Origin of the sequence: Paenibacillus canaveralius (assembly GCF_047238265.1) — a bacterium.
Taxonomy (GTDB): domain Bacteria; phylum Bacillota; class Bacilli; order Paenibacillales; family NBRC-103111; genus Paenibacillus_F.
Genome location: NZ_JBDFMM010000001.1, coordinates 1,408,525 through 1,431,816 on the forward strand (window position 1 = coordinate 1,408,525; position 23,292 = coordinate 1,431,816).

The following is a 23,292-nucleotide window of genomic DNA, read 5'->3' on the forward strand; positions in this document are numbered from 1 at the left end:
AAATATATACATTTTGTGACATGCAATAGGCTGTTTGTCTTTATTTTTTTGGTGAGTTTTTCTTCCTTTTCAATTAAAATGTAATTAAGTCGCAAAATAAAGGCTTGTATTCCGGTGGTCTTATGGGGGGATGGAAATTAATTTTGCATTTAAACAGCTAGACGACATAGATTCAGTCATACCATTATAAATCGAAATGGGAGGTTCACATGAGGGAGCTGGGTAAAACGGGATTTTGGGGCCGCTTTCTGCGGATAGCCCTGGTATTCCTGCTTGTTGCCGGTACAGGCGGTGCGGGGAACTGGGGGAGAGCGGAGGCGGCAGGTACATGGGATAATGTTCCTAACAATGCGGGAACGGATCTGAACCAGGTTGCTTACGGAAACGGAAAATGGGTGGCCGTCGGTAACTTGGGTACGATTATGACCTCGTCCGATGGGCTGAACTGGAGCAAAACAACCATTGCTCTTTCGTCTGCGGTAGGGGTAACCTATGCCGGAAGCCAGTGGATTATTACGGGAGCGAGCGGTAAAATCGCGACCTCGCCCGACGCCGTAACCTGGACAGTCCGCTCGACGGGAGCATCCGCCAATCTAAGTGCGGCTGCCTATAACGGCGCCGTATGGGTGATCGCGGGGTATAGCGGAGTGATACTAAGTTCTCCGGACGGTATCACTTGGACCCCTAGGGCTTCGGGAACTGCGGCCAATTTTTACAGCGTTACGTATGGAGGCGGCTTATTCGCTGCGGTTGGCGGTGCCGGCACGATACGAACTTCTTCCGACGGAATCACCTGGACCACGCGTTCGGGCAGCCCGGAAGACTTGATGGGCGTTCATTACGGAGCCGGCCAATTCGTTGCCGGCGGGTTAAATCAGAGGGTGCTTACTTCCTCCGACGGAATCACCTGGACGCCCAGAACGATCTCTGTGGCCGGTATGAACGTATACGGTATTGCATATGGCGCGAACAAGTTTGTGGCCGTAGGCGATACAGGCCCCGGAGTGATAGCCTCCTCTCCCGACGGCATTACATGGAGTACGGAGAAAACGGGGATCGGCGGGTATTTGAATCATGTGGGTTTCGCTAACGGAAGGTTTGTCACCGTTGGAGAAGCCGGCATTTTGCTGACGCAGTATAACACATTATCTACAAACGCCAACCTGAGCAATTTAGCGTTAAGTGCCGGAACGCTCAACCCTGGATTTTCATCCGGGACAACCGGCTATACGGCCGATGTGTCATACGGCACGGCAAGTATTAATGTGACTCCGACTCTTGCCGACGGTACGGCGACGGTTAAAGTGAACGGCAGCACGGTTGCCAGCGGCAGCCCGTCGTCTGTTTCGCTGAATGTGGGCGCGAATACGGTCACTGTCGAAGTCACCGCACAGGACGGCACGACGAAGAAAACCTATACCGTGTCAGTTACCCGTGCAGCAGCTTCGAGCAACGCGGACTTGAGTAATTTGACGCTGAGTACGGGACCCCTCAATCCACCTTTTGCCACGGGTACGACGAGCTACACGGCCGGTGTGGCTAACAATGTGACGAGCGTTGACGTAACGCCGACCGTTGCAGACGGTACGGCGACGGTTAAAGTGAACGGCGGCACGGTTGCCAGCGGCAGCCCGTCATCCGTATCGCTGAATGTGGGCTCGAACACCGTTACCGTACTCGTAACGGCGCAGGATGGGACCACACAGAGAACCTACACGATAACGATAACGAGAGCGGCACCTCTGTCCGCCAATGCGAATTTGAACGGCTTAACGTTGAGCGCGGGAACGCTCAGCCCGTCCTTCGCATCCGGCACGACGAGCTACACGGCAGGTGTGGCCAACAACGTGACGAGCATCGACGTAACGCCGACCGTTTCGGACAGTACGGCGACGGTCAAAGTGAACGGCGGCACGGTAGCCAGCGGCAGTCCGGCTCCCGTATCGCTGAATGTGGGCTCAAACATCGTTACCGTGCTGGTAACGGCGCAGGATGGAACGACACAGAAGAGCTACACGGTCACCGTAACGAGAGCGGCATCCGCTAATGCGAATTTGAGCAATTTAACGTTAAGCGCGGGAACGCTCAGCCCGTCCTTCGCATCCGGTACAACGAGCTACACGGCCGATGTGGCCCACAACGTGACAAGCGTTGACGTAACGCCGACCGTTGCGGACAGTACGGCGACGGTCAAAGTGAACGGCGGCACGGTAGCCAGCGGCAGCCCGGCTCCCGTATCGCTGAATGTGGGCGCCAACACCGTTACCGTGCTGGTAACGGCGCAGGATGGGACGACACAGAAGAGCTACACGATCACGGTAACACGTGCGGCATCTACTAATGCCAACTTGAACAACTTAACGTTAAGCGCGGGAACGCTTAGCCCCAACTTCGCGTCAGGCACCACGAGCTACACGGCCGGTGTGGCGGACAACGTAGCAAACATCGACGTAACGCCGACAGTGGCGGACGGCACGGCGACTCTCAAGGTGAACGGCAGCACGGTGGCCAGCGGCAGTCCGTCATCCGTACCGCTGAATGTGGGCGCCAACACCATCACTGTTCTCGTGACGGCACAGGATGGGACGACACAGAAGACGTACACGGTCACGGTTACCCGGGCGGTACCGTTATCCGGCAATGCCGATTTAAGTAACCTGGTCTTGAGCGGAGCCGCCTTAAATCCCGGATTTGCATCCGGTACGGTTACGTACACGTCCAGCGTGGCTTATGGAGTCACTGCTCTTGACGTAACGCCTACAGTGGCGGATAGCCATGCTTCCGTTAAAGTCAACGGGAATGCCGCTGCGAGCGGAAGCGCATCTTCCGTATCGCTGAACGTGGGAAGTAATACGGTTACGGTTCTCGTTACGGCAGAGAATGGAACGACGAAGACTTATACGGTCACGGTAACCAGGGCGGCGGGCTCCAATAACGCCGATCTGAGCGGAATCTCGCTAAGCGGAGGCGCAGGTTTAAGCCCCGTTTTTGCAGCGGGGACTACGATTTATACGGTGAACGTTCCGAACAGCGTTTTCGGTTTAGACGTAACGCCGACGGTGGCGGACAGCACGGCGACGCTCGAAGTCAACGGCGCGGCAGTAACAAGCGGCACTCCGGTTCCCGTCTCCTTGAACGTGGGGGCGAATACGGTTACGCTGCTCGTCACCGCGCAAGACGGTACGCCCAAAACGTATACGCTGACGATTACACGCGCGCCTTCCAGCAATGCGCTTTTGAACAACTTGACGCTGAGTGCGGGCACGTTAACTCCGGTTTTCGCTTCAGGCACTACAAGCTATACGGCGGAAGTGGCAGCCGGCGTATCGAGCATTGATGTAACGCCGGTACTCGCGGACGGCACGGCAGCCTTGACCGTGAACGGTCAATCGGTGCCAAGCGGCACGGCGGCTCCGGTGACACTTAACGTCGGCGACAACACCGTCACCGTTAAAGTAACGGCGCAGGACGGAACGACAAGCGAAACGTACACGGTGACGGTGAAGCGTGCCGCTCCGCTGTCGGGCAATGCGGATTTAAGCTTGCTGACGATCAGCTCCGGTACGCTCAATCCCCTTTTTGCGGCGGGCACCACGGCCTACACGGCAAATGTGGCCAACGCGGTGAACACGCTTGACGTCACACCTGCGGCGGCGGACAGCACGGCTTCCATCGAGGTAAACGGAACACCGGTAACGAGCGGAACCGCTTCTGCCGTAACGTTGAACGTAGGTTCCAATACGGTGAAAGTCCAAGTGACGGCGCAGGACGGGACCGTCAAAACCTATACGGTGACGATCACCCGTGCCGCATCCGGTAACGCGGACTTAAGCGGTCTTTCGCTTAGTGAGGGAACGTTGACGCCGGTTTTTGATCCGGCAGAGCTTACCTACACGGCGGCTGTACCGAACGCTTCGGCGGGAATCGACATTACGGCCGTGACTGCGGATGGGACCGCTTCATTGACCGTGAACGGGGATGCCGTCGCCAGCGGAACCCCTAAAGCGATTACGCTGAATGTGGGCGCAAACCCGGTCACGATTGTCGTCAAAGCGGCGGACAACACGGTTAAAACGTACACCGTGACAGTAAACCGCGCGGCTTCAAGCAATGCGGATCTCAGCGCTCTGACGCTGAGCAAGGGGACGCTGACGCCTGCCTTCGCCGCCGGAACGAAATTGTACACGGCTACCGTGGCATCGGACGTGTATGACCTGGATCTTACCGCACAGCTTGCGGACCTTACCGCGACGATGACTATCGGCGGAAATCCCGCTTCAAGCGGGCAGACCGTAAATATCACGTTGAACACGGGAGCCAATCCGGTAACGATTTTGGTGACCGCACATGACGGAACAACGAAGACCTACACGGTCACGATCAACCGGGCGGCGCCTCCTTCCAGCAATGCGCTGCTAAGCGGGCTGACGATCAGCTCCGGCACGCTTAGTCCGATTTTTGCCGGAACCCAGACCAGCTATACCGCGGATGTTACCCACGATATATCCGAAGTTACGGTAACACCGGTGGCGGCCGACAGCACGGCATCCGTATCGGTGAACGGACACGTCGTGACAGCAGGAAGCTCTGAAATCGTTCCGCTCACAGCGGGAACCAACACCATTACCGTTGAGGTAACGGCGCAAGACGGAACTAAAAACAGCTACGTGATCCTTGTAAACCGGGCCGTTCCTCCGTCCGGCAACGCGGACCTCAGCGGATTAAGCGTAAGCGCGGGAACGCTGACTCCGGTCTTCGCACCGGCAGTGACGGCGTACGCGGCTGCCGTGAAAAATGCCGTGGCGGAAGTCACGGTAACACCGACGGCTGCGGATTCTACAGCTTCCGTATCGGTGAACGGAACGGTCGTTCCGGCCGGAAGCGGCCGTCAGATTACGCTCAGCGTAGGAGCCAATCCGGTAACGATCGTCGTTACCGCACAGAACGGAACCGCCAAAACATACACCGTTACGTTTACACGCGAAAGCAGCGGCGGCGGTGGCGGTGGCGGAGGTACACCCGAGCAGACGATAAACGGACGTATCGAGGTCGTTTCCTCTTCCGGGGAGGTGCTTAACCAATCCGTCACCAAGCTCATAGGCGATAACGTGACGCTGCTTGCGGACATTTACAGCACTGAAGGCGCTACTCTGTTCAAGCAAAACGTGAGCATCAATACTTCGGGACAATTTACGCTGTACTCGCTTTCCGCCGGATCTTATAAGATGGTTCTTTCCATCATTGCTCCGAACGGGGAAAAGCTCGCCGGCACGGCAGGAACGCTCACCGTAAGTTCCGACACGGCCGTGTTCCGGACACCTGAAATCAACCCGTTCGGAACGATCCGCGATTCGGTCACAGGTACGGCTCTTGCCGGAGTCAAAGTGAACTTGTACTGGGCCGATACGGAAAAAAATCGTTCCGCCGGAAGAATCGCGGGAACGCCGGTTCCTTTGCCGGAGCTTGCGAAAATGCTGCCGGGACAGAACAAGAATGCCCAAACCACTTCCGGAGACGGCCGTTACGGCTGGCTTGTGTATCCGGACGGGGCCTACTATCTGATCGCGGAAAAAGACGGGTACGAGACCTACGACAGCAGAAGCGACCGGGGCAGCGGAATCGTTGCGAAAGATTATACTTCGTTAAAACTCGATATCGCTCTGAAACCTGCGGGGACGTACCACGAACACAAGCCTTACATGGAAGGCTACCCGGACGGAACGTTCCGTCCGAACAAGGGAATTTCGCGGGCGGAGCTGGCGGCCATCCTGGCCAGACTTTTCGCAAATGAAACTTCCGCCGCCGCACAAAATCCGTTTGCCGATGTTCCGGCTTCTCACTGGGCTTCCCGGTATGTGGCGGCCGTGTTCGGAGGCAAGCTCATGGACGGATACCCGGACGGCAAGTTTAATCCGGAACGCATCCTGACGCGCGCCGAAATGGCCACGATTCTCGTGAAGCTGAGACAGCTTCCGGGCGTGCAGGGGGCATCCGCCTTCACTGATCTGCAAGGCCACTGGGCCGCCGAAAATATCCGCAAAGCCGAGAAAGCCGGACTTCTCACCGGATTCGAGGACGGTACTTTCAGACCGGACCAGGCGCTGACCCGAGCGCAGGCGGTCGTTATTTTCAACAAACTGCTCGGCCGTCAGGCGGAAAGCGTTCCTGCTGGCATTCCGCAGGCATGGTCCGATGTTCCCGCAAGCTTCTGGGGATATAAGGACGTGACGGAAGCTTCCGTTGACCATGCATACAAGCAAATGAACGGCCGGGAAGTCTGGAAATAGACAGCCCGGAAGACAGAACGGATGAAAACAGCTGGAAGACAGCCACAAAAAGCGGGAAGGAAGCCGGAAGGCCCCCGCTGAAGAAGCGGTCACGCATACTCCTGTCCGAGCCGACTAGGCCGGCGGGAATAAAACTTTCCTGATTTAAAAAGAAGTGCTCTCAAGAGCACTTCTCTTTTTTTATCCGTGTGAAGGAATGAAATAGTAATTGACCAATGTATAATACTCATATATAAACAATTCAAACATACTATTGTCTTTTATGACGTCATAAATTATAATTGTGATGTACTAATTAACCGACAAAACGAAGTATTTTATATTTCACCTTAAGAGGAGGAGTTAGTTTGTCACAGGCTGCAGGAATTAGAGGAATCGGGATCAGCGGAATGGGAAGAATCGGACGTCTTGTCGTCCGGAAAATGTTTTCGGATAAAGGGCAGACTTCTCCGCTCAAGGCGATCAATACCATTTATCCGGCGGAGACGCTGGCTCACCTTTTAAAATACGATTCGGTCCACGGAAGATGGAACGCGGATGTCACCATTGCCGACGGGTGCCTCGTTATTAACGGGCAGTCTATCCGGCTGACGTACGAAAGGGAGCCGGAGAACATTATGTGGGGGCAGATGGGAATCGATCTCGTCATTGACGCTACCGGTAAATTCAACGACCGTACAGGTTCGCAGCGGCATCTGGCAGCCGGAGCCTCCCGTGTTCTCATTACCGCGCCCGGCAAGCAGATGGATTTTACCGTGGTGATGGGCGTCAACGATCACCTCTATGATCCCGCGCGGCATACCCTCGTATCCGCCGCTTCCTGCACGACGAACTGCGTAGCTCCCGTTCTTCATATTCTGGATCAGGCGTTCGGCGTACAGAGCGGATGGATGAGCACGGTGCACTCCTATACGTCGGATCAGAAGCACCTGGACAATCCGCACAACGATCTGCGCAGAGCGCGGGCGTGCACGGAATCGATCGTTCCTACAACGACGGGCGTCGGTAAAGCGCTTACAGATGTTCTGCCCCACTTGGCGGCGCATGTTCAAGGCGTTTCGCTCCGCGTGCCGACCCAGGACGTTTCACTGGTGGATTTAACTGTGAAGGTGTCCCGTACGGCTTCTCTGGAAGACGTAAAGGCCGCTTTCCGCAAAGCGGCTGAAGGCTCCATGTCCCCGTATGTCGCTTACTCCGATGAGCCGCTCGTGTCCGTCGATTATGTGGGCTGCCCGAACTCGGCCGTCGTGGACGGTCTCTCCCTGATGGCGATGGGCGATCAGATCAAAGTGCTGGCGTGGTACGACAACGAATGGGCTTATGCCTGTCGTGTCGTGGAATTGGCGGGGCTTATGCAGGAGAAGACCAATGCTCTGCCGTCCCGTGATGCGGAGGTTAGCGGCATGCTAGCCTAACTGCACTGGCTCTGTATGGTATACTAAAAAACAGAAAATAAAATGACCTAAGTTCCCAAAACCGGGAACTTTTTCTTTTGCAGGGAGTCTGTTTGTTCAGAAAAGAAAGGGGGGAGCGCGTGGACGACGATTATTTGAAGTACGTGTCCGAACTTCATCCGTCGGGTTTAAGAGCTTTGATGGAACAGCACGGGGAAGACGTATGGAACTATGCGTATTTTTTGACGAAAAAAAGGGATCTTGCCGACGATATCGCGCAGGATGTGTTTGTAAAAGCGTTCCGCAGTGTCGTTTCCTTCCGGGGCGAATGCAGCGTGAAGACCTGGCTGCTGAAAATCACCCGGAATACCGCGTATTCGTACCGGAGAAAAGCTTTTTTCCGGCGGGTGATCCTGGCCGATTATGTCCGGGGAGAAAGCCCGTCTGCCGAAAGCGAATTTCTGGAACGCCATGTGGCCGACGAGGCTTGGAAAATCGTGCTGGAGTTTCCCGCCCACTACAGGGAGGTGCTGGTGCTGCAATCCATGCACGGGATGTCGGTGACGGAAATAGCGGCCGCCCTGGAAATTTCGGAAGGAACGGTGAAGTCCCGCATCCACAGGGCGCGCCGGAAAGCGGCGCAGCTAGCGAAAGGAGGGTTCCGGTATGAAGAGAACGGAAATCGAGACGGATCGGTTTGAGCTTTCGGGCAGGCCGTTTAACAAGCCGATGTTCGAAGCGGAGTCGATGGATGCCGTGGAACGGAGGGTGTGGGAGAGCGGGAGCGGCCGGGGAGTACGCAAGCCCGTAAATAGGCGCCGCCTCTATATGGCGGGAACGGCTTTGACGACCTTGATCATTTTCTGTGCCGTTCTGTTCATGGGCCCTCTCTCGGAAAATACGAATGGAACGATCCGGGATGTAACGACCCCTCTGTATCCACAGCGTGTAGAAGCGAAAGAAGGCTTGATGCTGGTAGATGATTATTCGATGAGCATGGCCGGTCAGAAAATGGAATACTACAGCGGAGGGTTCGGGAGATTAGTCGTAGATCCCAAAATCAGAACGGCAGAGCAATTTCGCCGGGGAGATGTGCTGTATTACCGGCTTCCCTCCATTTCGGGGTTTACGCCCAATCCCGACATCAGCGGATCGGATTCTCAAACGGCCCGTGTGATCGGGCTGCCCGGGGAGAAGATTAAGATTGAGAAAGGCCGGGTTTACGTAAACGGGAAGAAGCTGGATACGTTCTATGGTCAAGCGAAGAGTTTCGGGCTGGACGAAGCCGCATATTTCAAGAACATGAAAGTATCGGGCAGAAAGGATGCCTGTCCTCCGGACTGTGTGAAAGACACCGAAGCCTATTTCAATACGAGTATGGCGGAGATGGAGGTGCCCGCGGGAGCTCTCTTCGTTCTGGGAGATTTCTGGGCGCAGAGCCATGACAGCCGGGAGTTCGGGGCCTTGGCGCAGGGGAATATTCAGGGAAAAGTGCTCGGATACGACGAAGCGGGAGCCCGAAGTCCGAGCCAGATCTTCGCCTCCGGAAATTTGTGGTTTACCGGAATTCCGGGTAAGATCGGCATCGTGAAAGGTCAAATTCTTACCTCGCATTTTAGCAAAATCGTCTGGCATTTCTGGGGGTCGAGGGAAGAGTTCGAAGGGAAAAAATTGCGGATCGAAGGCATTCATACGAGTGACGGCGTTAAAAAACCGGTGCTGGTCAGTGAAGACGACAGCATCGTATGGGAATATAAGTGGGGACCGACCTACGGTCCGGTCAACGGGGCGGATGCAACCCAGCCCACAGGGATTAAATTGGACGAAAGCGGACAATGGCGCCTTGATTTTTATTTGGGCGGGAAATTTTTCGCAAGTATGTTTGTAAACGCGGAGTAGCGGATAACAAGGGCAAGTGAAGGAAACGCGGGAAGGAGCAGAAAGGAGTGGCGCTGACTGGGTTAAGCGGGGGTTCTGAAATCGTTGCCCCGCAGAAAGTAGTGGAGACAGGGGGGGATCCTAGCATCCTTCATTCCCGGTCTGGGCCATTACATGCTTGGCATGATTTACCGTGGGCTCTCCGCCAAGACATTCTTTATCGGAGGAGCGATTGTGATTTTCTTCGGAGCTTTACTCACCCATACGGTGGAACAGCTATTAAGCTAAAAAGCTAAACAACTGTTTAGCTGATAGACAGTCCATGTTGGATGAGAGAACATTTGAGCATGAGCTTTAAAGATGGTGAAACCGCAAACGGTAAACGGCATGTTTAAACGGTCTGCCGCTATCATTCTTGCGAACTAGACTTGTTATTCTTAAGTACGGGCAGCAAATACTAGAAGGAGACGGAGGCGCAAGAAGCCCCGGCTCCTTTTTTTCTTTCTTTGCATCGGCCGCAAGAAAAACTGGCACACTCCCGCCGCCGGGGTTACGATAGGAGTAACTATCCAAGAAGTTGGCGACAAGGAGGGCTTCACGCCATGAACAAGACCGACCGCCTGCTGGCCATCATTTTGCGGCTTCAGCGCAAGGGCACGCAGCGCGCGGAAGATCTCGCCGCAGCCTTCGAGACGAGCGTGCGCACGATCTACCGCGACATGCAGGCGCTCTGCGAAGCGGGAGTCCCGGTCATCGGGGCACCGGGACAAGGGTACTCGCTCGTCGAAGGCTACTTCCTGCCGCCGGTCAGCTTCACGGCGGAAGAAGCCGTCACCCTGCTGTTCGGCATCGAATTTGTCGAGCAGCAGTTCGACGAGGCTTCCCGTGCCCAGGCGGATGCCGCGCGGGCGAAGCTTGAGGCCGTGCTCCCGGAGCGGGTGCGCCGGGAGTCACAGAAACACCGCGAGAGCATGAAGCTCCTCGCGGGCTTGGGAAACGGCGCCGCCGGGAACGGGGCGGCGGCGCTGGCACTGCTGCGCGGCGCGGTGCTGCAGGAGCGCACGGTGCGCTTCGCATACGCGGCGAAGGATGCGGCACTGCCGGGAGGGGAGCGGCTCACGGTACGCGAAGCCGATCCTTACGGGCTGGTCTACGTGAACGGCTCGTGGATGCTGATCGCCTTCTGTAGACTGCGGCAGGAAATCCGGCATTTCCGCCTGTCCCGGATCAGCGGGCTTGCGCTCCTGGAGACTACTTTCGTGAAGCCGGAAGAGTTCGACCTCCGGTCGTACAAGCCGGCGGATGACCGGCACGGGGAGGTCCGTCTGCTTTTTCGCAAGGAGCTTGCAAACCGGGTCCGGGAAATGAACTACTTTTATATAGAAGAAACGCAACATGTGGAACAGGGTCTGTTCGTCAAACTTAAGGTAAGAACGCCGGAGGAAGTCCTCCATTGGGTATTGAGCTGGGGGGCGGGTGTTGAAGTGCTGGCGCCCGAATCGCTGCGCATCCGGCTGCGTGAAGAAATTCGGGACATGGCAAAACGCTACTGACATACTGTTGTCAGCAGTGCTCTTTTATACTGGGTACAACTTCACTTTAAAGGAGAGAATGACCCATGCAAACGAATCAGAACCAGAACGAGAGTCAAAACCCGAGCCGGAACATCAACACGCTCGACACACTAAACCGCTTCGAGCAACTGGCCGAGACCTATATTCAGGAACTGGACAATTACAGTCTGGAAGAGCTGACCCGTAAACCCGAAGAAGATCAATGGTCGCTGGGACAAATGTATGTGCATTTGATCAATTCGGCTTTATACCGGCATCTGCCGAATATGGAAGCCTGCCGGACATCGTCCGTTACAGAAGAGGCGGCCGAGAAAACGGAGAGAGGCGTTGAAGCTTACGCCCGGGGCAGTTACCCGCCGATCCGGATTCAAGTACCGCCGTCCAAAGAATACACGCCGCTTCAGCCGGAAAGCAAAGAGCAGCTCGCCGACGGCCTTCGCGAGGTCATCCGCGCCATGCGTGTCATCCAGCCGGTGCTGGCCGATATTCCGGCCGCCAATACAGTGGCGCACCCCGGCTTCGGCGGATTGAACGCGGTGGAATGGTTTGCGCTGGTGGAGATGCATTACCGCCATCACCTTCTCCAGAAGGAGCGCTTGGACGCTTTCCTGCAGGAGACCAAGGAAGCTTCGGGAGCCTGATATCCGCCAACTGAAGGTGCTTCAGCTTCTTCAACCGGTTAATAAAATGTAACGGCAGTTTGCTGATCGAATGCAGCGCGAGATAATCCAAATCCTCCAGATAACCGATGCTAATAGTGCGGAACCCGGGGCCGCATAAACGACGGCCGCATGCCCATACAAAAAACCGAAGGTGACCGAAGGACGATTAAACCCAAAGCGTCTGCCGGCAGCACAGGCAGCCCAAAAAGGAGCAGGCTCATAAATGAGCTGCTCCTTTTTGCATAGGACGGCGTGATGGATCAACTATGTAGGGCAGGGCTTCATACCCTGCTTATGTATCCATGCTTACGTCATCCCACTCCGCATCCATATAACGGACCAGCCAGTTCAGGGCGCGATGCCTTTCCACAACGACACCGCCGTCCAGTCCGGCAGGAGCGGGGCGTCCGTTGATCCGGGCATCCACGCAGGCCCAGTCATAGCGGTAAATCCGGTCCGCTTCCTCGAGAATGTCTTCTTTCGGGCGGACGTTGGCCTGCTCGTAAAACGTGTCGAAATCCCCGGCCAGCCGCAAAGCGTCCACTGCCTCCTGAACATCGCAGACGGAGCCGGGATAGCCGAGTTCTTCGACATATCCGAGAGACCAGAGCAGAACCCAGTAGCATTCGTACATCCAGGCGAACTGGATGGCATCCGTCGGATCGGGCGTGCCGCTTTCGAGGAAAGCCCGTTCTTTTTCCGTTAAAAAAGGAGAGACGCCGTACAGCTCGATAACGTCCTCGATATATTCTTTCGCTTCTTTAATGTCTGAACCTTCGGCAACATCCGCGCCGTACATGGCGATCATGCACAGAGCGGCAGCGCGGGCGGCAATCTCTTCCTTCGTCCGGATAACGGCGAATTCATCGCCGTCGATGACAGGTAAATGCTCGATAACGGGAACGCCCTGTTCCTTCAGCAGAAGCATATTCCGTTCTTTCCGCGCTTCGGCGGACGGCGACGACTGGATATGAGCGTCGATCAGATCCGTGCTGACGGTAACGGTAAAGTCTTCTACTTCGGATTCTCCCTGGGCGCTTAAAATCACCTTGCCCTCCGGGTCCAGCAGTTGGCCGGTCGGCAGGAACAGAACGGCATGCACGCGAGACGCCGCATCCAAAATCCGGTTCATCGTGTCCGTGTCGATCTCCTTCGAAGAGACAATTCCGACAGCCGCGTTAAGTCCGGTGATCTGCCGGAGCACTTTGTCTTGAATATGCTCGTGCGGCGTCTCGATCTGGCTGAAAAAGCCGTACATCCCCCGGATCATCGGCTGGAATTCATCCGGATTGCTCTCCAGCGTCATCAGGGAAAACGTGACGGTCGTTTTGCCGAAGAGCTTTTTATCCACAACCGTAATCTGGCCGCCGTCCGGCGATGTTTGAACCTGCTTGTCCCCGAAGGCGGTGCGGATGGCCTCCGTTATTTTTTCGTACCCTTTTATCGAGATATAAAGCGTACACTGATTCATGCTGCACTTCCTCTCCTCATGTCTTAACCACCATCATCATACCGAAAAAACGGTAAAGTTGTAAAATGTGGTATTCTAACAGTAACCTGAAGAGACAGAAAGGATTTATGCCCATGGAGGATAGAAACGTTATGAATGAGAAAAGCGACTGTCCGGACAAAGCGGGAACTCCGGTCCCCGTGCGTTTTTTGGAAGGGAAAAAAGTCTATTTGCGTCCTATCGATACCGGGGATACGGAGACGTATTTTCAGCAGCTGTTTCAGCCGCAGACCCGTAAATGGACCGGTACGCAGAAACATTTTACAAGAAGCCAAATCGAGCGATATATCGAGGGAAAAGCGCAGGACACGTCCAGCATTCTGCTGCTGATCGCCTTGACTGAAACCGACGAGGTAATCGGGGACATCGCCCTGCAGGATATCGACAGCTACAACCGGAGCGCCAATATCCGCATCTCCATCGACAGCAGCAAAAATCAGGGCAAAGGCTGCGGTACGGAAGCGCTCAACCTTATGCTGGATTACGGATTCGGAATCGTGAACCTGCACCGGATCGAACTGAACGTATTTGCCTTTAACGAGCGTGCCCTGCACGTATACGAGAAGATCGGCTTCAAAAAAGAAGGCGTGCAAAAAGAAGCCCTCTATTATAATCATAAGTACCACGATTCGATTCTGATGGCGATCCTCGAACACGAGTACCGGGAGCTTCACGGGCTGTAGCTTCTTCCATTAACCCGGGGTTAGATGGAAAAGCTTTTCGATTCGTTTAGTTCGCCGGCTTTGCTTCTCTCATCACTCTGCAAACCAGTCGCATCAGCTTTCTTTCCATGGCGGGGAAGAGGTGGAAAAGCACTTTCGTCGTGATGCGGAGCGGGACCGGGCAGATGAGAACTTTGTTCTTCCCGATTCCTTTTAACGCCAGCGAGGCGAATTGGTCCGGACTCATCATTTTGCGCTGCTTTACCGATGCGTTGATCTGTTCTTTGTCGAGATTAATGGCATAGCCGTTCTCGTAAATGGCCGTATTGACATGTCCGGGGCAGAGTGCCGTGACCTTAATGCCGTACAGCTCCGCTTCGTAGTGCAGCGAGGTCGAAAAGCCGACAACCGCGTGCTTGGTAGCGGTGTAGGCAGACACCATCGGAGTCGGACCGAGGCCGGCGGCCGATGCCGTATTGACGATATGACCGAAGCCCTGCTTTCGCATAATGGGATACGCCACATGAGTGCCGTAAAGGACCCCCCAGAAATTGACCGCCACAATTTTATTCCAGTCCTCCAGACTCATATCCTGGAATTCCCCGTACATCGAAATTCCCGCGTTGTTGAATAAATAATCCAGCCGTCCGAACTCATCGGCCGTTGCCTGGATAACGCTCTGGACCTGGGAAGCATCCGTTACATCCAGCGGAACAAACCGTGCCTGACCTCCCTCACCGGCGATTTCTTTCGCCAGGGCTTCTCCTTGTGCGATATGAATGTCGGTAATGACCACGAACACGTTTTTCGCGGCTAACTGCTTGCACAGGGCGCGCCCGATTCCGGAAGCCCCTCCCGTTACGATGGCTGTTTTAAGCGGATTGTGCATAAGCCAACACCTCCCGTGAAATGTGAACAAGGACAGTTCGGAAGCGGATCGGTCATCATGCTGTTACCTACATTATTCCATGAGAACGCTCACAACTTAAGAGGGGAATATTAGCAGAAATATGTACGAAAGGAAACGGTTTTGTGACAGGGATGCTATACTGGGTGGAAGAAACTTGAAGCTGAGGAGAGCAGACGTTTTAGAAAAGGGGAGAAGCATATGGCTGTATTTAGATGCGATTGCGGTAAAGGTTTATCCAATTCGAGATGTCCTAACGACATCCAATTGATTGTTTTTACGGATTACGAATGGGATTCCATACAAGAGAAAGTGCACGAGGGCGCAGATATCTATGATGTCGAGCCCAAATATGACGTATGGCGGTGTCCCGAATGTGCGCGAATTTATGTATTCAAGGGCGTAAGCTTGTTGTATCAGTACAAATTGGAAAAGTAGAGGAGATCCATGCAGACTGAACGTAATTTGATTGGAGGAATTTATGGAACATACTTGTTTAGTGTGCAACTATCAGAACTTATATGAAGCACCTTATGACCATAAAGGTGTGCCCTCTGACGAAATATGTCCTTGCTGCGGATTTCAATATGGATTTGATGATGATAGTTTTTGCAATAATGAGGCTTCCTATCGAAAGTGGAGAGAGGATTGGATAGGAAATGGCTGTATGTGGTTTTCGGAAGGTAGGAAATCCCCAGAAAATTGGAATCCTGCTGCACAATTAAGGAAGAGACTATAGACAAAAATCCATGACCCTCCTTCATTCAAGGCTTTTCTTATCTTTCCAACCATTGCCGAATAAATCTAAAAGGATTAATAAGTTGTTTAGGAATAGGTCGGGGTATTCACAGATTGCTTTCAGACCAACCGCACAATTTATAAAGGATACCCACAAGCGAAGATTTTTCGTTTGTGGGTATCTTAATTCAAACTTCAGCTAATTCCCAAGCCCAGTGAGTGAGCATTTGACATTAAGCACTAACGTACGCATCAAGAACTTAATGGAGGTGGTAAACTAATGGATATTTATATCAAGCAGGGAGGATTTCAAATGCTCAGAAAGCTTGAAGGCTTGAATGCCGAATTATTTAAGACATGGGTACAAGGATGACTCCACGGTATATACGGTGGTAGTAATCAATATATAATTAGTACGTACATTAAAACTTTTAATGGTAATGAGAGGCCCGCTGCAGTATCCGGGTTTGCTCAGGAAATGATTTTTTAAAATCCTTATAATGAAAGATTAAGTAAAAATGGGTTGGGTAATGCAGGCATAGACGTTATCAGAACTACTGGAAATGGTAGTAAAGCTAGCAATCTACAATGAAAGGAAGATAACTATATGGAACTAAAAAAATTATGTGAAATTGATTACCCTTCTCAAGAGTTTTTATGTCCACCACAAATTCTAAGGGAGAACAACAACGTCAAGCTTGAATTTGATTATGAATCAGAATCGGGAGAATATAAAAAAGCAGAAATCATATTTTTAAATACAATCGGGTACAAATGTTGTTCGTTAGAATGTACTCCAGCCGAAGCAATAGCAGCTTATGATAAAATATGTGTAGTAAAAAATTCTGACTGGCTTCAGGTAGTAAAAAATAATTATCGAGGGTTAAAGGATTTTGACTACAACCATTATTGTATTTTTTTCGAGGATTACGGATGCTATGAATTTATTGCAAATAATTATAAATATAAATAATCTTTGTTATTAATGACCATTGTTTTAAGAGTAAAAATAAATGATTCTTAGTCGTGGCTGACCTTATGAAGAAGATTTTTTTATAGAGCAAAGGAGTTAAGTGCTTTTAACTCCTTTGCTTTTTGCGTTACGGCCGCTTTCTTCAAAAAAATTATGAACAGCGATATCACATGTGCTGGATGACTACAAAATCCAAAATACAAACCGAACTCACAAAAATTATTAGTGGTTATGAAAGGTGGAAAGCGTATGAAGGAGATACGTTATAAGTATGGAAGAACCATTCAAGCAAGTAATTTTATTTTTTATTTATAGTATGTACTCCTGCCCATATTTCTTTTAAAAATTTCCCATTTATAATTATAATGTATGGACATAAAGAATTTAGTAACGAATACTCTCAAGGTCTAGCAATGGAAAAAGACGTCGGCTATGATGGTTTGTTGCTGACCAGAGGTTTTTTTAAGGACAAAAAACAGAAATTGAAAAGGGGATCGAAGTGAGAAGAAATAAAAAGATTGCTCTCCTAGGGGTCCTGGTCACTTTTGTTTTATGCAGCCCGGTTTATTATGTCACCGAGGGTTCACCAATAGAAAGGTACAAATTCAAAAAAGAATTACAGGGTTACATTCAGCAAAGATTTTCGCAAAACATCTTGATCGAAAATATTAAGTTCAGTTTTGAGAATGGAATTTACTGGGCCTTTGCTCATCCCGAAAACAATCAAGAACTTTCTTTTCAAATATCCCGGTCGTGGAATGATCAAGGTTTATGGGATGATTACTTGAGAGCATCATGGAGTACCGAGGCTGACAAAGAACTGGAATCATTTGTGAAACAGATATATTCCCAGCAGGGAACAGCCAGAATTAAATTAGGCAATACCAGATCTGCAGAAGAGAAGTACACGACAATTCCATATGGAGAGGTACCGGGATATCAAGACGTTAAACAGGAGTTTAAAGATTCCATTATTTATATACAAATAGACCGCTCTTTTAAAAAAGAGCTCGCGGAAACTGAATATGATAGGATTTATAAAATTGTCCAATTTATCCAAGCGGAAGGGCACACGTTTGAACGAATTTTATTCAGTTTTAAAGAAGAAAATAAAAATTCACCGTCTGGAAAATCTTTCGAATTTAATTCACTTGATAAGGTGAATAGTAAGGACGATATCGTGAATTTTGAAAGGTCGCTCTCCGACTAGACCTTATGATGATCGTGGGTCAACACATTTGTGCTCAGTAAATAACGACAGATATAAGTGATTAATAGAATAAGAATTAGTTGATTCATTGTGCTGTTATAAAATAAGGAGTCGGGGTAGATGGTGGTTTCAACACAAAGATGGAGGACCTTGTTTTATGATCTTTAAAAGTAAATTAACCAGGTGGATGGCAATTATTATCGTATCCCTTTTAGGCATAGTTGCGGTGGTATTAGTTATTGGTTTAAATGCTTTAGAAAAGCAGCATGAAGAAGAAATAAAGGCGGTTATTTCTAAAAAGGGCGGTATTGTATTAAAGATTGAGCGTGTAGAGCCAGAAACTAGTGCATTTAAAAATGATTTTAACAGGAGTAATGTTATTTACCGAATCATCTATAAAAACAATGTTGATTCCGAACTTCTAGCCTGGTATAGAGGGATAAACGTTCTAAATAATATTCACGGAAAGAACCCGGCTTCACTTGAAGGTGGGTTTGAGGAAAAATGGATATTCCAATCCCAATTGAAATAATTTTAAGCTATATCTTTAATTCTTTTCACCTTTGTTTAAGCAAATCGAATCATTCATTCGAATTATTCAATTTTACAAAATAATCCTGGGATTTTACAATAAGATCAAGTGGTGTCAGGGAGGAAGGATATCACAGAAGGGAGATTCAGGATGACAAACTTGGTAATTAGTCGCGGCAATCCGGCGGTTGCACATTGTGCTTTTACGTTCGATGACGGCCCGATGCGGATTCCTATTGACGCATGGCTGGAAGCCTTGGAGCAGGGAGGCGCGTGCGGGACGTTTTTCTTGACGGGGGAATGGTTCGACCGGTACCCGGCGAAAGCAAGAGAAATGCTGGCCAGGGGCCATGAGCTCACAACGCATACGTATCATCACCGCAGAATGGCGGATTTGACGAAAACGGTATTCTTCGAAGAGCTGAAACTGGCAGAGCTTGCTTATCAAGAAGCAACGGGGAGGCCCGTTCCAGCTTACTTGCGTTTTCCGTATGCTTCTTATCGGGAGGAGAATCTGGAATGGCTCCGGGAGTGGAACTACCTGGTCGTCGAGGGAGAGGATACGGTCGACTGGTCGGGACCGCCAAGCGCGCAGCTTGTGGAGCGGCTGATACCTAAGCTGGCTAATGGGATCATTTTTATGTTTCATGCGAATGAAATCGCGAAAGAGACGCCGCAGGCCGTTAAATCGCTTGTACAGCAAGCTGACGCCAAAGGTCTTGCCATGGTAACCGTATCCGAACTGCTTCATGCTGACGGCATCCAGGCTGGCGAACGCAGCTGGCAAGTCCGCTTCAAACCGACTCTACAAGGTTCTTTCCTTAGTGAGCAGTGGAAGAGCATAGCCGGGGAAGATGAATTGCGGAAGCTGGCCGCCGATTCCCTTGAATGGGGGAACCCGAAAGCCCCGACAGGGCCCGGTGCCTATGGTAAATGGCTGGAAGCGCTCTCCATGCGGGTCCGGTCTGATGGCGAAACGCGTTTTGTCGCCCGCAGCTTTGCCGACCAGCACTGGGCCTACGTGCATGCTTCGGTCCGTGGCGGCACGCTGTTGCTGGAGGATTTCGCCGCGAAGGAAGCCCATGCGGATGCCTTGGTCTATATCCTGCAATGGGCGGCTCACGAGGCAGCAGCTTTGGGCTGCGAGTGGATTACCAGCGCAATGGACATGCGCCGTATTCACAAGTTGTGTGAACAATTGGGCTTCGAAGCGGAGATTGTTTTGCAAGCCGGGTGATAATCATACTATCTTGTTAAAAGTCCGCGGAAATCGCGGCTTTTTTGTTCTCGGAATTTGTTTAGTTGGATAAAATTGTTTTAAAAACTAAAGCCAGATGACACGAACGTAACGCTTTCCCCGTTCTGACAAGAACCTTATCTCATTCCCGGCAGGTCGCTTTTAGCTAAATGGATGGGTAAACGTTTATATCCGGCTGTCCGAATTAATTGACGGATGCCCTAATCGCCTCCATTAGCAGTAATGCCGCCTTGCCCAGGAAGTTTTTATCTTTATAAGCGATGCCTATCGTAATGACAGGATTCAAATCGGCTAAAGGTCTTATGACCAAGGAGCCTTCCTGTTCCAGACCGCTGTATATCGGAACGATCCCGATGCCGAACTCCGCTTTAACCATTTGCTGAATGACAAAGAAACTGCCAACCTCCATACAAGAGAACTGGTTTTGCCCGGCCGGATCAATCGCCGTTTCCCAGAGCTCCCGGTAGATACAAGTCGGTTCTTTGACTAAAACGGTTAACCCCGCCAGGTCACTCGACGTAATACTATCCCGATCGGCTAACGGGTGATTTATGTTTAATAGGACCCCTAATCTTTCCTCGATCAGCGGCTCAAACTCCAGCATCAGCTTCGAAAGCGGAGCCGAGCAAACACCGAATTCCAGTTCGCCGGCCCGAACCCTCTCCGCAATCGATCTGCTGCCGCCTACTTCCATGGTTAATTCCACTTTCGGCCGAGTCTTGCAAAAATGAGCTATAACGCCCGCGAGCTGCTGGCTCGCAACGGGCTCGATAGCGGCAAAACGCACCGTACCGTTATCTCCCGCGGCAATATCCGAGACAGTCTGCCTCATGGCTCCGATCGACTTCAGTAAAACCGAGGCCTCATGTTGGAGCCAGCGGCCGGCTTCGGTCACGATCACGCGTTTTCCGTCCCGCACGAATAAAGAAACACCCAAATCCGCTTCGAGACGCTGAATTTGAAGGGTTACCGTAGAGGGAGCATATTGGAGTTCCTCGGCGGCTTTCAAAAAGTGCCCATGACGCACGCAAGCCTCGAAGGTTTTTAAAGCTCGAAGATCCATTGTTATCACCTTTGTTTTGAGTTAGTCGAATTATTTATTCATATTATTCAATTTTACAAAACATTACCGGGATTTTACAATAGGGTCAACTTATTATTTTGGGGGAAGATGGGCTTATGGGTACAAAATCCGCATGGAATTGGATTACTTTATGGGCATCGCTTTTGTTTGTCGTCATACTCGGTTTTTCCCGGCTTTCCTACGGCATGTTTTTGCCCGGGATACAGAGGGTGATCGGGGGGAGCTACGGACAGTTGGGTATGCTCGGCACCGTTAATTTTATCGGTTATTTGGCCGGGACCTTGTGTCTTTCTCCCCTGATCTCACGGTTTCCGGACCGCAAACATGTCATGAACCGGATGACGTGCTTATTGCTCGGCTTGACTATGATCGGCTCGGCATTTAGTGAACATTTCATACAGCTTGGGTTTTGGCGGTTCGCAATTGGTTTGTTGTCGGCGCTGGCTACAGTGTTAGTCCTGTCCATCGCAATGGATGCCGTTCGACCGGCGGAACGAGGAGTGGCATCGGGTCTGATATGGCTGGGCGGATCTGCCGGCATACTAGTGACCGGTTTATTCGCACCCTTCACCATAGACCCTTCACACTTGCAAGGGTGGCGGTATGCTTGGGGGTTCATGGGTGTATTCGGGGTAATCGCGGCGTTCGGCTTTGAGTACGTCACCAGAAAAAGGAGAGCCGAAGAAATACCCTTGCAGACCGAATCGAAGCCACGGGACAAAGAAAGCGAACATGTATATCGGCTCCTGCTGAATCCGAAGAAACTCTTGTTCCTAATCGCTTCTTATTTTTTCTTCGGCTGGGGATACATCATCTATTTTACATATTTGATCCCCTACCTGGTGAGCAAAGGTGTTCCCTCTCTCTATGCCGGGTTGATATGGTCCGGGATCGGGTTTGCGGGTCTGTTTAACGGATGGATCGGAGGCAAAGCCATTGACCGATGGCCGAGCGGGTATACGCTTGCGCTTGGGTTAGCTTTGGGGACGATCGGTGTATGCGGGGTAACCACCAATCATATGGTATTTACCGTACTCGGAGCTACCGTGATTGGGCTGGTTTCCTTTATTACTCCGCCGCTGATGACAACCGCGCTTCTTCGTCGTCACGTCCCTCACCACGCTTATGCGGCATGTCTTAGCATAGCCACTGCCTTTTTTGCTTCCGGACAAATTATCGGTCCCATTGTTGGGGGCGTGGTAGTCGAACGATACGGCCTGCAATTCGGCGTGGCATCCAGCGCGATTTTTATGGCGATTGCCGCTGCGTCGGCCTGTTTGTATGGAAAACAGCAGCGGAAGCTGGAGAACCGTGATCTGCCTATCAGCGGCTAAAAATAATTAGGGAGGAATAGTTGTCACCTTACGATTAAGATGGAATCGGGTTGGACAATGTTTTATATTTGGATTATAGGAAGGGTATTCCAAGGGGGCAGTATTGCGTTATTAAAATATTGCCACCAATATTGCCGATTAGGAGGTTGAGATGGGTGACAAACTATTATTTGCACTATTCGTTCTTCCGGTAATAATTTGGGGCATTATCACTATTATTAATCCCGCATTTTCTTTTAAATACACCAAAGGCAGTACCAAAAGAGAAGAAAAACCACTTAACCTATACCTGATTAATCTTAGAATATCCGGCGTTATATCCATAGTATTTTGTGCTTATATACTTTATATGCTTTTTTCTAATCAATTGGGATTTTGAGAGGAGGAAACTTTATGTTTTCCTGAAGAAAGAGCTATTATCGTGATTGCAACAAACTGAACATCAGTTCCTGTTATACCAAGAACAAGCTAGGCTGCAAGTTACAGAATGCATACAGCTCTTATGGAGGAATGGAGGAAAAGTTGTGGACGAACACTATATTCAAGAAATAATTAATGAGTGGAATCCAATTGAGATTGAACCCTTAGTCGATGACGAATACTCGTTTGAAATTAAGTTAATTAGTAAGTTTATAAACGAACAACAAAATGAGCTAAAAATTCCAGCTTTAAAAGACAAGATAAACGAGATATTCATAAATGAATTCGAACGTTTTTTTACAAAGAGTAATGAATCAATAAATATTGCAAAGAAAATAATGGATGCAAGTGTTAAATTTAAATAGGCTAAGGTAGAAACTTAATTTGGTCATACCTCAGCTAAAAAAGGATTTTAATAAGTAGTGAAACGCAATCGGATGATGCTTTATAAGGATTTTTTTACTGCTTCGGGTGCAAATTGGATCGGGAAGCAAAAAAAATTATGCGAACCCATTTTCAAAGCAGTATGAGGTGAATTCATGTTTGAAAACATAAATTTTTACCCTGGATCAGTTGAATATAACGAGTATAAGATCGATGGCAATACTCTATTGGATAGCGATAATGACGATCTACAGGAAGATATGTTTTTTGTGATATATCCGAATAACTATGCATTAGATGTAGGTTGGTATTTGGGAACTCAAAGTTTTTTGATTTTTATTGTGCGGGATTTAAACTGGGATGAACCGGTCCTAAGAAAAGAATGTTTTACCTACAGTGAATTAGAAGCCAATGTTATTCAGTTATCAGAATGGCTGAAGGAATTAAATAAAGATTTGTTGTGAAAATTTCTTGATGGAAGAGGTA

At 50.6% G+C, this 23,292-nt stretch carries 18 protein-coding genes; 15 read left to right on the forward strand and 3 right to left on the reverse strand.

Annotated features, from left to right (window positions below; translation table 11 throughout):
• Positions 1 to 209: 209 nt before the first annotated feature.
• The 6 genes from ABC395_RS06505 to ABC395_RS06530 all read left to right on the forward strand — a co-directional run bounded on the left by ABC395_RS06505 (position 210) and on the right by ABC395_RS06530 (position 11,774).
• Positions 210 to 6,287 carry a cadherin-like beta sandwich domain-containing protein gene (locus tag ABC395_RS06505; protein ID WP_413001656.1) on the forward strand — a complete coding sequence of 2,026 codons (6,078 nt, stop codon included), beginning with the start codon at positions 210 to 212 and terminating at the stop codon, positions 6,285 to 6,287.
• A gap of 347 nt (positions 6,288 to 6,634) precedes the next feature.
• Positions 6,635 to 7,702 (forward strand): type I glyceraldehyde-3-phosphate dehydrogenase, encoded by a 1,068-nt coding sequence (gene gap, locus ABC395_RS06510; RefSeq protein ID WP_413001658.1) that lies wholly within the window; start codon positions 6,635 to 6,637, stop codon positions 7,700 to 7,702.
• Positions 7,703 to 7,794: 92 nt separating this feature from the next.
• A complete protein-coding gene (locus ABC395_RS06515) occupies positions 7,795 to 8,382 on the forward strand; it encodes an RNA polymerase sigma factor (protein WP_413001660.1) in 588 nt (195 codons plus the stop codon).
• Positions 8,348 to 9,580: a signal peptidase I gene (lepB, locus tag ABC395_RS06520; protein WP_413001661.1), complete on the forward strand. Its 1,233-nt coding sequence runs from the start codon at positions 8,348 to 8,350 to the stop codon at positions 9,578 to 9,580. The genes ABC395_RS06515 and lepB overlap by 35 nt, the downstream gene beginning before the upstream one ends.
• Positions 9,581 to 10,161: 581 nt before the next feature.
• Entirely contained in the window at positions 10,162 to 11,112 is a 951-nt protein-coding gene (locus ABC395_RS06525; protein WP_413001663.1) for a helix-turn-helix transcriptional regulator, read from the forward strand.
• 65 nt (positions 11,113 to 11,177) lie between these two features.
• Positions 11,178 to 11,774 carry a DinB family protein gene (locus tag ABC395_RS06530; protein WP_413001665.1) on the forward strand — a complete coding sequence of 199 codons (597 nt, stop codon included), beginning with the start codon at positions 11,178 to 11,180 and terminating at the stop codon, positions 11,772 to 11,774.
• Between the two features lie 313 nt (positions 11,775 to 12,087).
• On the opposite strand, the gene ABC395_RS06535 is transcribed toward ABC395_RS06530, so the two are convergent.
• The gene (locus ABC395_RS06535) at positions 12,088 to 13,266 is read right to left on the reverse strand and encodes a DUF4272 domain-containing protein (protein WP_413001666.1); all 1,179 of its coding nucleotides are present in this window, start codon (positions 13,264 to 13,266) and stop codon (positions 12,088 to 12,090) included.
• Positions 13,267 to 13,397: 131 nt separating this feature from the next.
• Between ABC395_RS06535 and ABC395_RS06540 the strand changes: the two genes are divergently transcribed.
• Positions 13,398 to 13,988, forward strand: a complete 591-nt coding sequence (locus tag ABC395_RS06540; protein ID WP_413001668.1) for a GNAT family N-acetyltransferase — start codon at positions 13,398 to 13,400, stop codon at positions 13,986 to 13,988.
• Between the two features lie 46 nt (positions 13,989 to 14,034).
• On the opposite strand, the gene ABC395_RS06545 is transcribed toward ABC395_RS06540, so the two are convergent.
• The gene (locus ABC395_RS06545; protein WP_413001670.1) at positions 14,035 to 14,856 is read right to left on the reverse strand and encodes an SDR family NAD(P)-dependent oxidoreductase; all 822 of its coding nucleotides are present in this window, start codon (positions 14,854 to 14,856) and stop codon (positions 14,035 to 14,037) included.
• A gap of 1,363 nt (positions 14,857 to 16,219) precedes the next feature.
• On the opposite strand from ABC395_RS06545, the gene ABC395_RS06550 reads away from it, so the two are divergent.
• From ABC395_RS06550 to ABC395_RS06565, 4 genes are all read left to right on the forward strand, one after another.
• Entirely contained in the window at positions 16,220 to 16,585 is a 366-nt protein-coding gene (locus ABC395_RS06550; RefSeq protein WP_413001672.1) for a hypothetical protein, read from the forward strand.
• 499 nt (positions 16,586 to 17,084) lie between these two features.
• A complete protein-coding gene (locus ABC395_RS06555; protein WP_413001674.1) occupies positions 17,085 to 17,795 on the forward strand; it encodes a hypothetical protein in 711 nt (236 codons plus the stop codon).
• A gap of 157 nt (positions 17,796 to 17,952) precedes the next feature.
• A complete protein-coding gene (locus ABC395_RS06560) occupies positions 17,953 to 18,327 on the forward strand; it encodes a hypothetical protein (protein ID WP_413001676.1) in 375 nt (124 codons plus the stop codon).
• A 150-nt stretch (positions 18,328 to 18,477) separates the two neighbouring features.
• Positions 18,478 to 19,563, forward strand: coding sequence for a polysaccharide deacetylase family protein (locus ABC395_RS06565; RefSeq protein ID WP_413001678.1), 1,086 nt, complete (start codon positions 18,478 to 18,480; stop codon positions 19,561 to 19,563).
• 205 nt (positions 19,564 to 19,768) lie between these two features.
• On the opposite strand, the gene ABC395_RS06570 is transcribed toward ABC395_RS06565, so the two are convergent.
• Positions 19,769 to 20,647, reverse strand: a complete 879-nt coding sequence (locus ABC395_RS06570) for a LysR family transcriptional regulator (protein ID WP_413001680.1) — start codon at positions 20,645 to 20,647, stop codon at positions 19,769 to 19,771.
• 116 nt (positions 20,648 to 20,763) lie between these two features.
• Here ABC395_RS06570 and ABC395_RS06575 point away from each other — a divergent pair, with 116 nt between their 5' ends.
• The 4 genes from ABC395_RS06575 to ABC395_RS06590 all read left to right on the forward strand — a co-directional run bounded on the left by ABC395_RS06575 (position 20,764) and on the right by ABC395_RS06590 (position 23,270).
• On the forward strand, positions 20,764 to 22,002 hold the full coding sequence (locus ABC395_RS06575; protein ID WP_413001682.1) for a YbfB/YjiJ family MFS transporter: 1,239 nt from the start codon (positions 20,764 to 20,766) through the stop codon (positions 22,000 to 22,002).
• Positions 22,003 to 22,153: 151 nt separating this feature from the next.
• The gene (locus tag ABC395_RS06580; RefSeq protein WP_413001683.1) at positions 22,154 to 22,381 is read left to right on the forward strand and encodes a DUF6199 family natural product biosynthesis protein; all 228 of its coding nucleotides are present in this window, start codon (positions 22,154 to 22,156) and stop codon (positions 22,379 to 22,381) included.
• A gap of 145 nt (positions 22,382 to 22,526) precedes the next feature.
• Positions 22,527 to 22,787, forward strand: a complete 261-nt coding sequence (locus ABC395_RS06585) for a hypothetical protein (protein WP_413001684.1) — start codon at positions 22,527 to 22,529, stop codon at positions 22,785 to 22,787.
• Between the two features lie 174 nt (positions 22,788 to 22,961).
• Complete coding sequence (locus ABC395_RS06590) at positions 22,962 to 23,270, forward strand: hypothetical protein (RefSeq protein ID WP_413001686.1); 309 nt, start codon at positions 22,962 to 22,964, stop codon at positions 23,268 to 23,270.
• The last annotated feature ends 22 nt before the right edge of the window (positions 23,271 to 23,292 follow it).

What these genes read in the sequence shown, in the direction of transcription:
- ABC395_RS06505 (WP_413001656.1), top strand. Translation starts at nt 210, where the DNA reads ATGAGGGAGCTGGGTAAAACGGGATTTTGGGGCCGCTTTCTGCGGATA.
- lepB (WP_413001661.1), top strand. Translation starts at nt 8,348, where the DNA reads ATGAAGAGAACGGAAATCGAGACGGATCGGTTTGAGCTTTCGGGCAGG.
- ABC395_RS06525 (WP_413001663.1), top strand. Translation starts at nt 10,162, where the DNA reads ATGAACAAGACCGACCGCCTGCTGGCCATCATTTTGCGGCTTCAGCGC.
- ABC395_RS06530 (WP_413001665.1), top strand. Translation starts at nt 11,178, where the DNA reads ATGCAAACGAATCAGAACCAGAACGAGAGTCAAAACCCGAGCCGGAAC.
- ABC395_RS06535 (WP_413001666.1), bottom strand. Translation starts at nt 13,266, where the DNA reads ATGAATCAGTGTACGCTTTATATCTCGATAAAAGGGTACGAAAAAATA.
- ABC395_RS06540 (WP_413001668.1), top strand. Translation starts at nt 13,398, where the DNA reads ATGAATGAGAAAAGCGACTGTCCGGACAAAGCGGGAACTCCGGTCCCC.
- ABC395_RS06545 (WP_413001670.1), bottom strand. Translation starts at nt 14,856, where the DNA reads ATGCACAATCCGCTTAAAACAGCCATCGTAACGGGAGGGGCTTCCGGA.
- ABC395_RS06550 (WP_413001672.1), top strand. Translation starts at nt 16,220, where the DNA reads ATGGAACTAAAAAAATTATGTGAAATTGATTACCCTTCTCAAGAGTTT.
- ABC395_RS06560 (WP_413001676.1), top strand. Translation starts at nt 17,953, where the DNA reads ATGATCTTTAAAAGTAAATTAACCAGGTGGATGGCAATTATTATCGTA.
- ABC395_RS06565 (WP_413001678.1), top strand. Translation starts at nt 18,478, where the DNA reads ATGACAAACTTGGTAATTAGTCGCGGCAATCCGGCGGTTGCACATTGT.
- ABC395_RS06570 (WP_413001680.1), bottom strand. Translation starts at nt 20,647, where the DNA reads ATGGATCTTCGAGCTTTAAAAACCTTCGAGGCTTGCGTGCGTCATGGG.
- ABC395_RS06575 (WP_413001682.1), top strand. Translation starts at nt 20,764, where the DNA reads ATGGGTACAAAATCCGCATGGAATTGGATTACTTTATGGGCATCGCTT.
- ABC395_RS06580 (WP_413001683.1), top strand. Translation starts at nt 22,154, where the DNA reads ATGGGTGACAAACTATTATTTGCACTATTCGTTCTTCCGGTAATAATT.
- ABC395_RS06590 (WP_413001686.1), top strand. Translation starts at nt 22,962, where the DNA reads ATGTTTGAAAACATAAATTTTTACCCTGGATCAGTTGAATATAACGAG.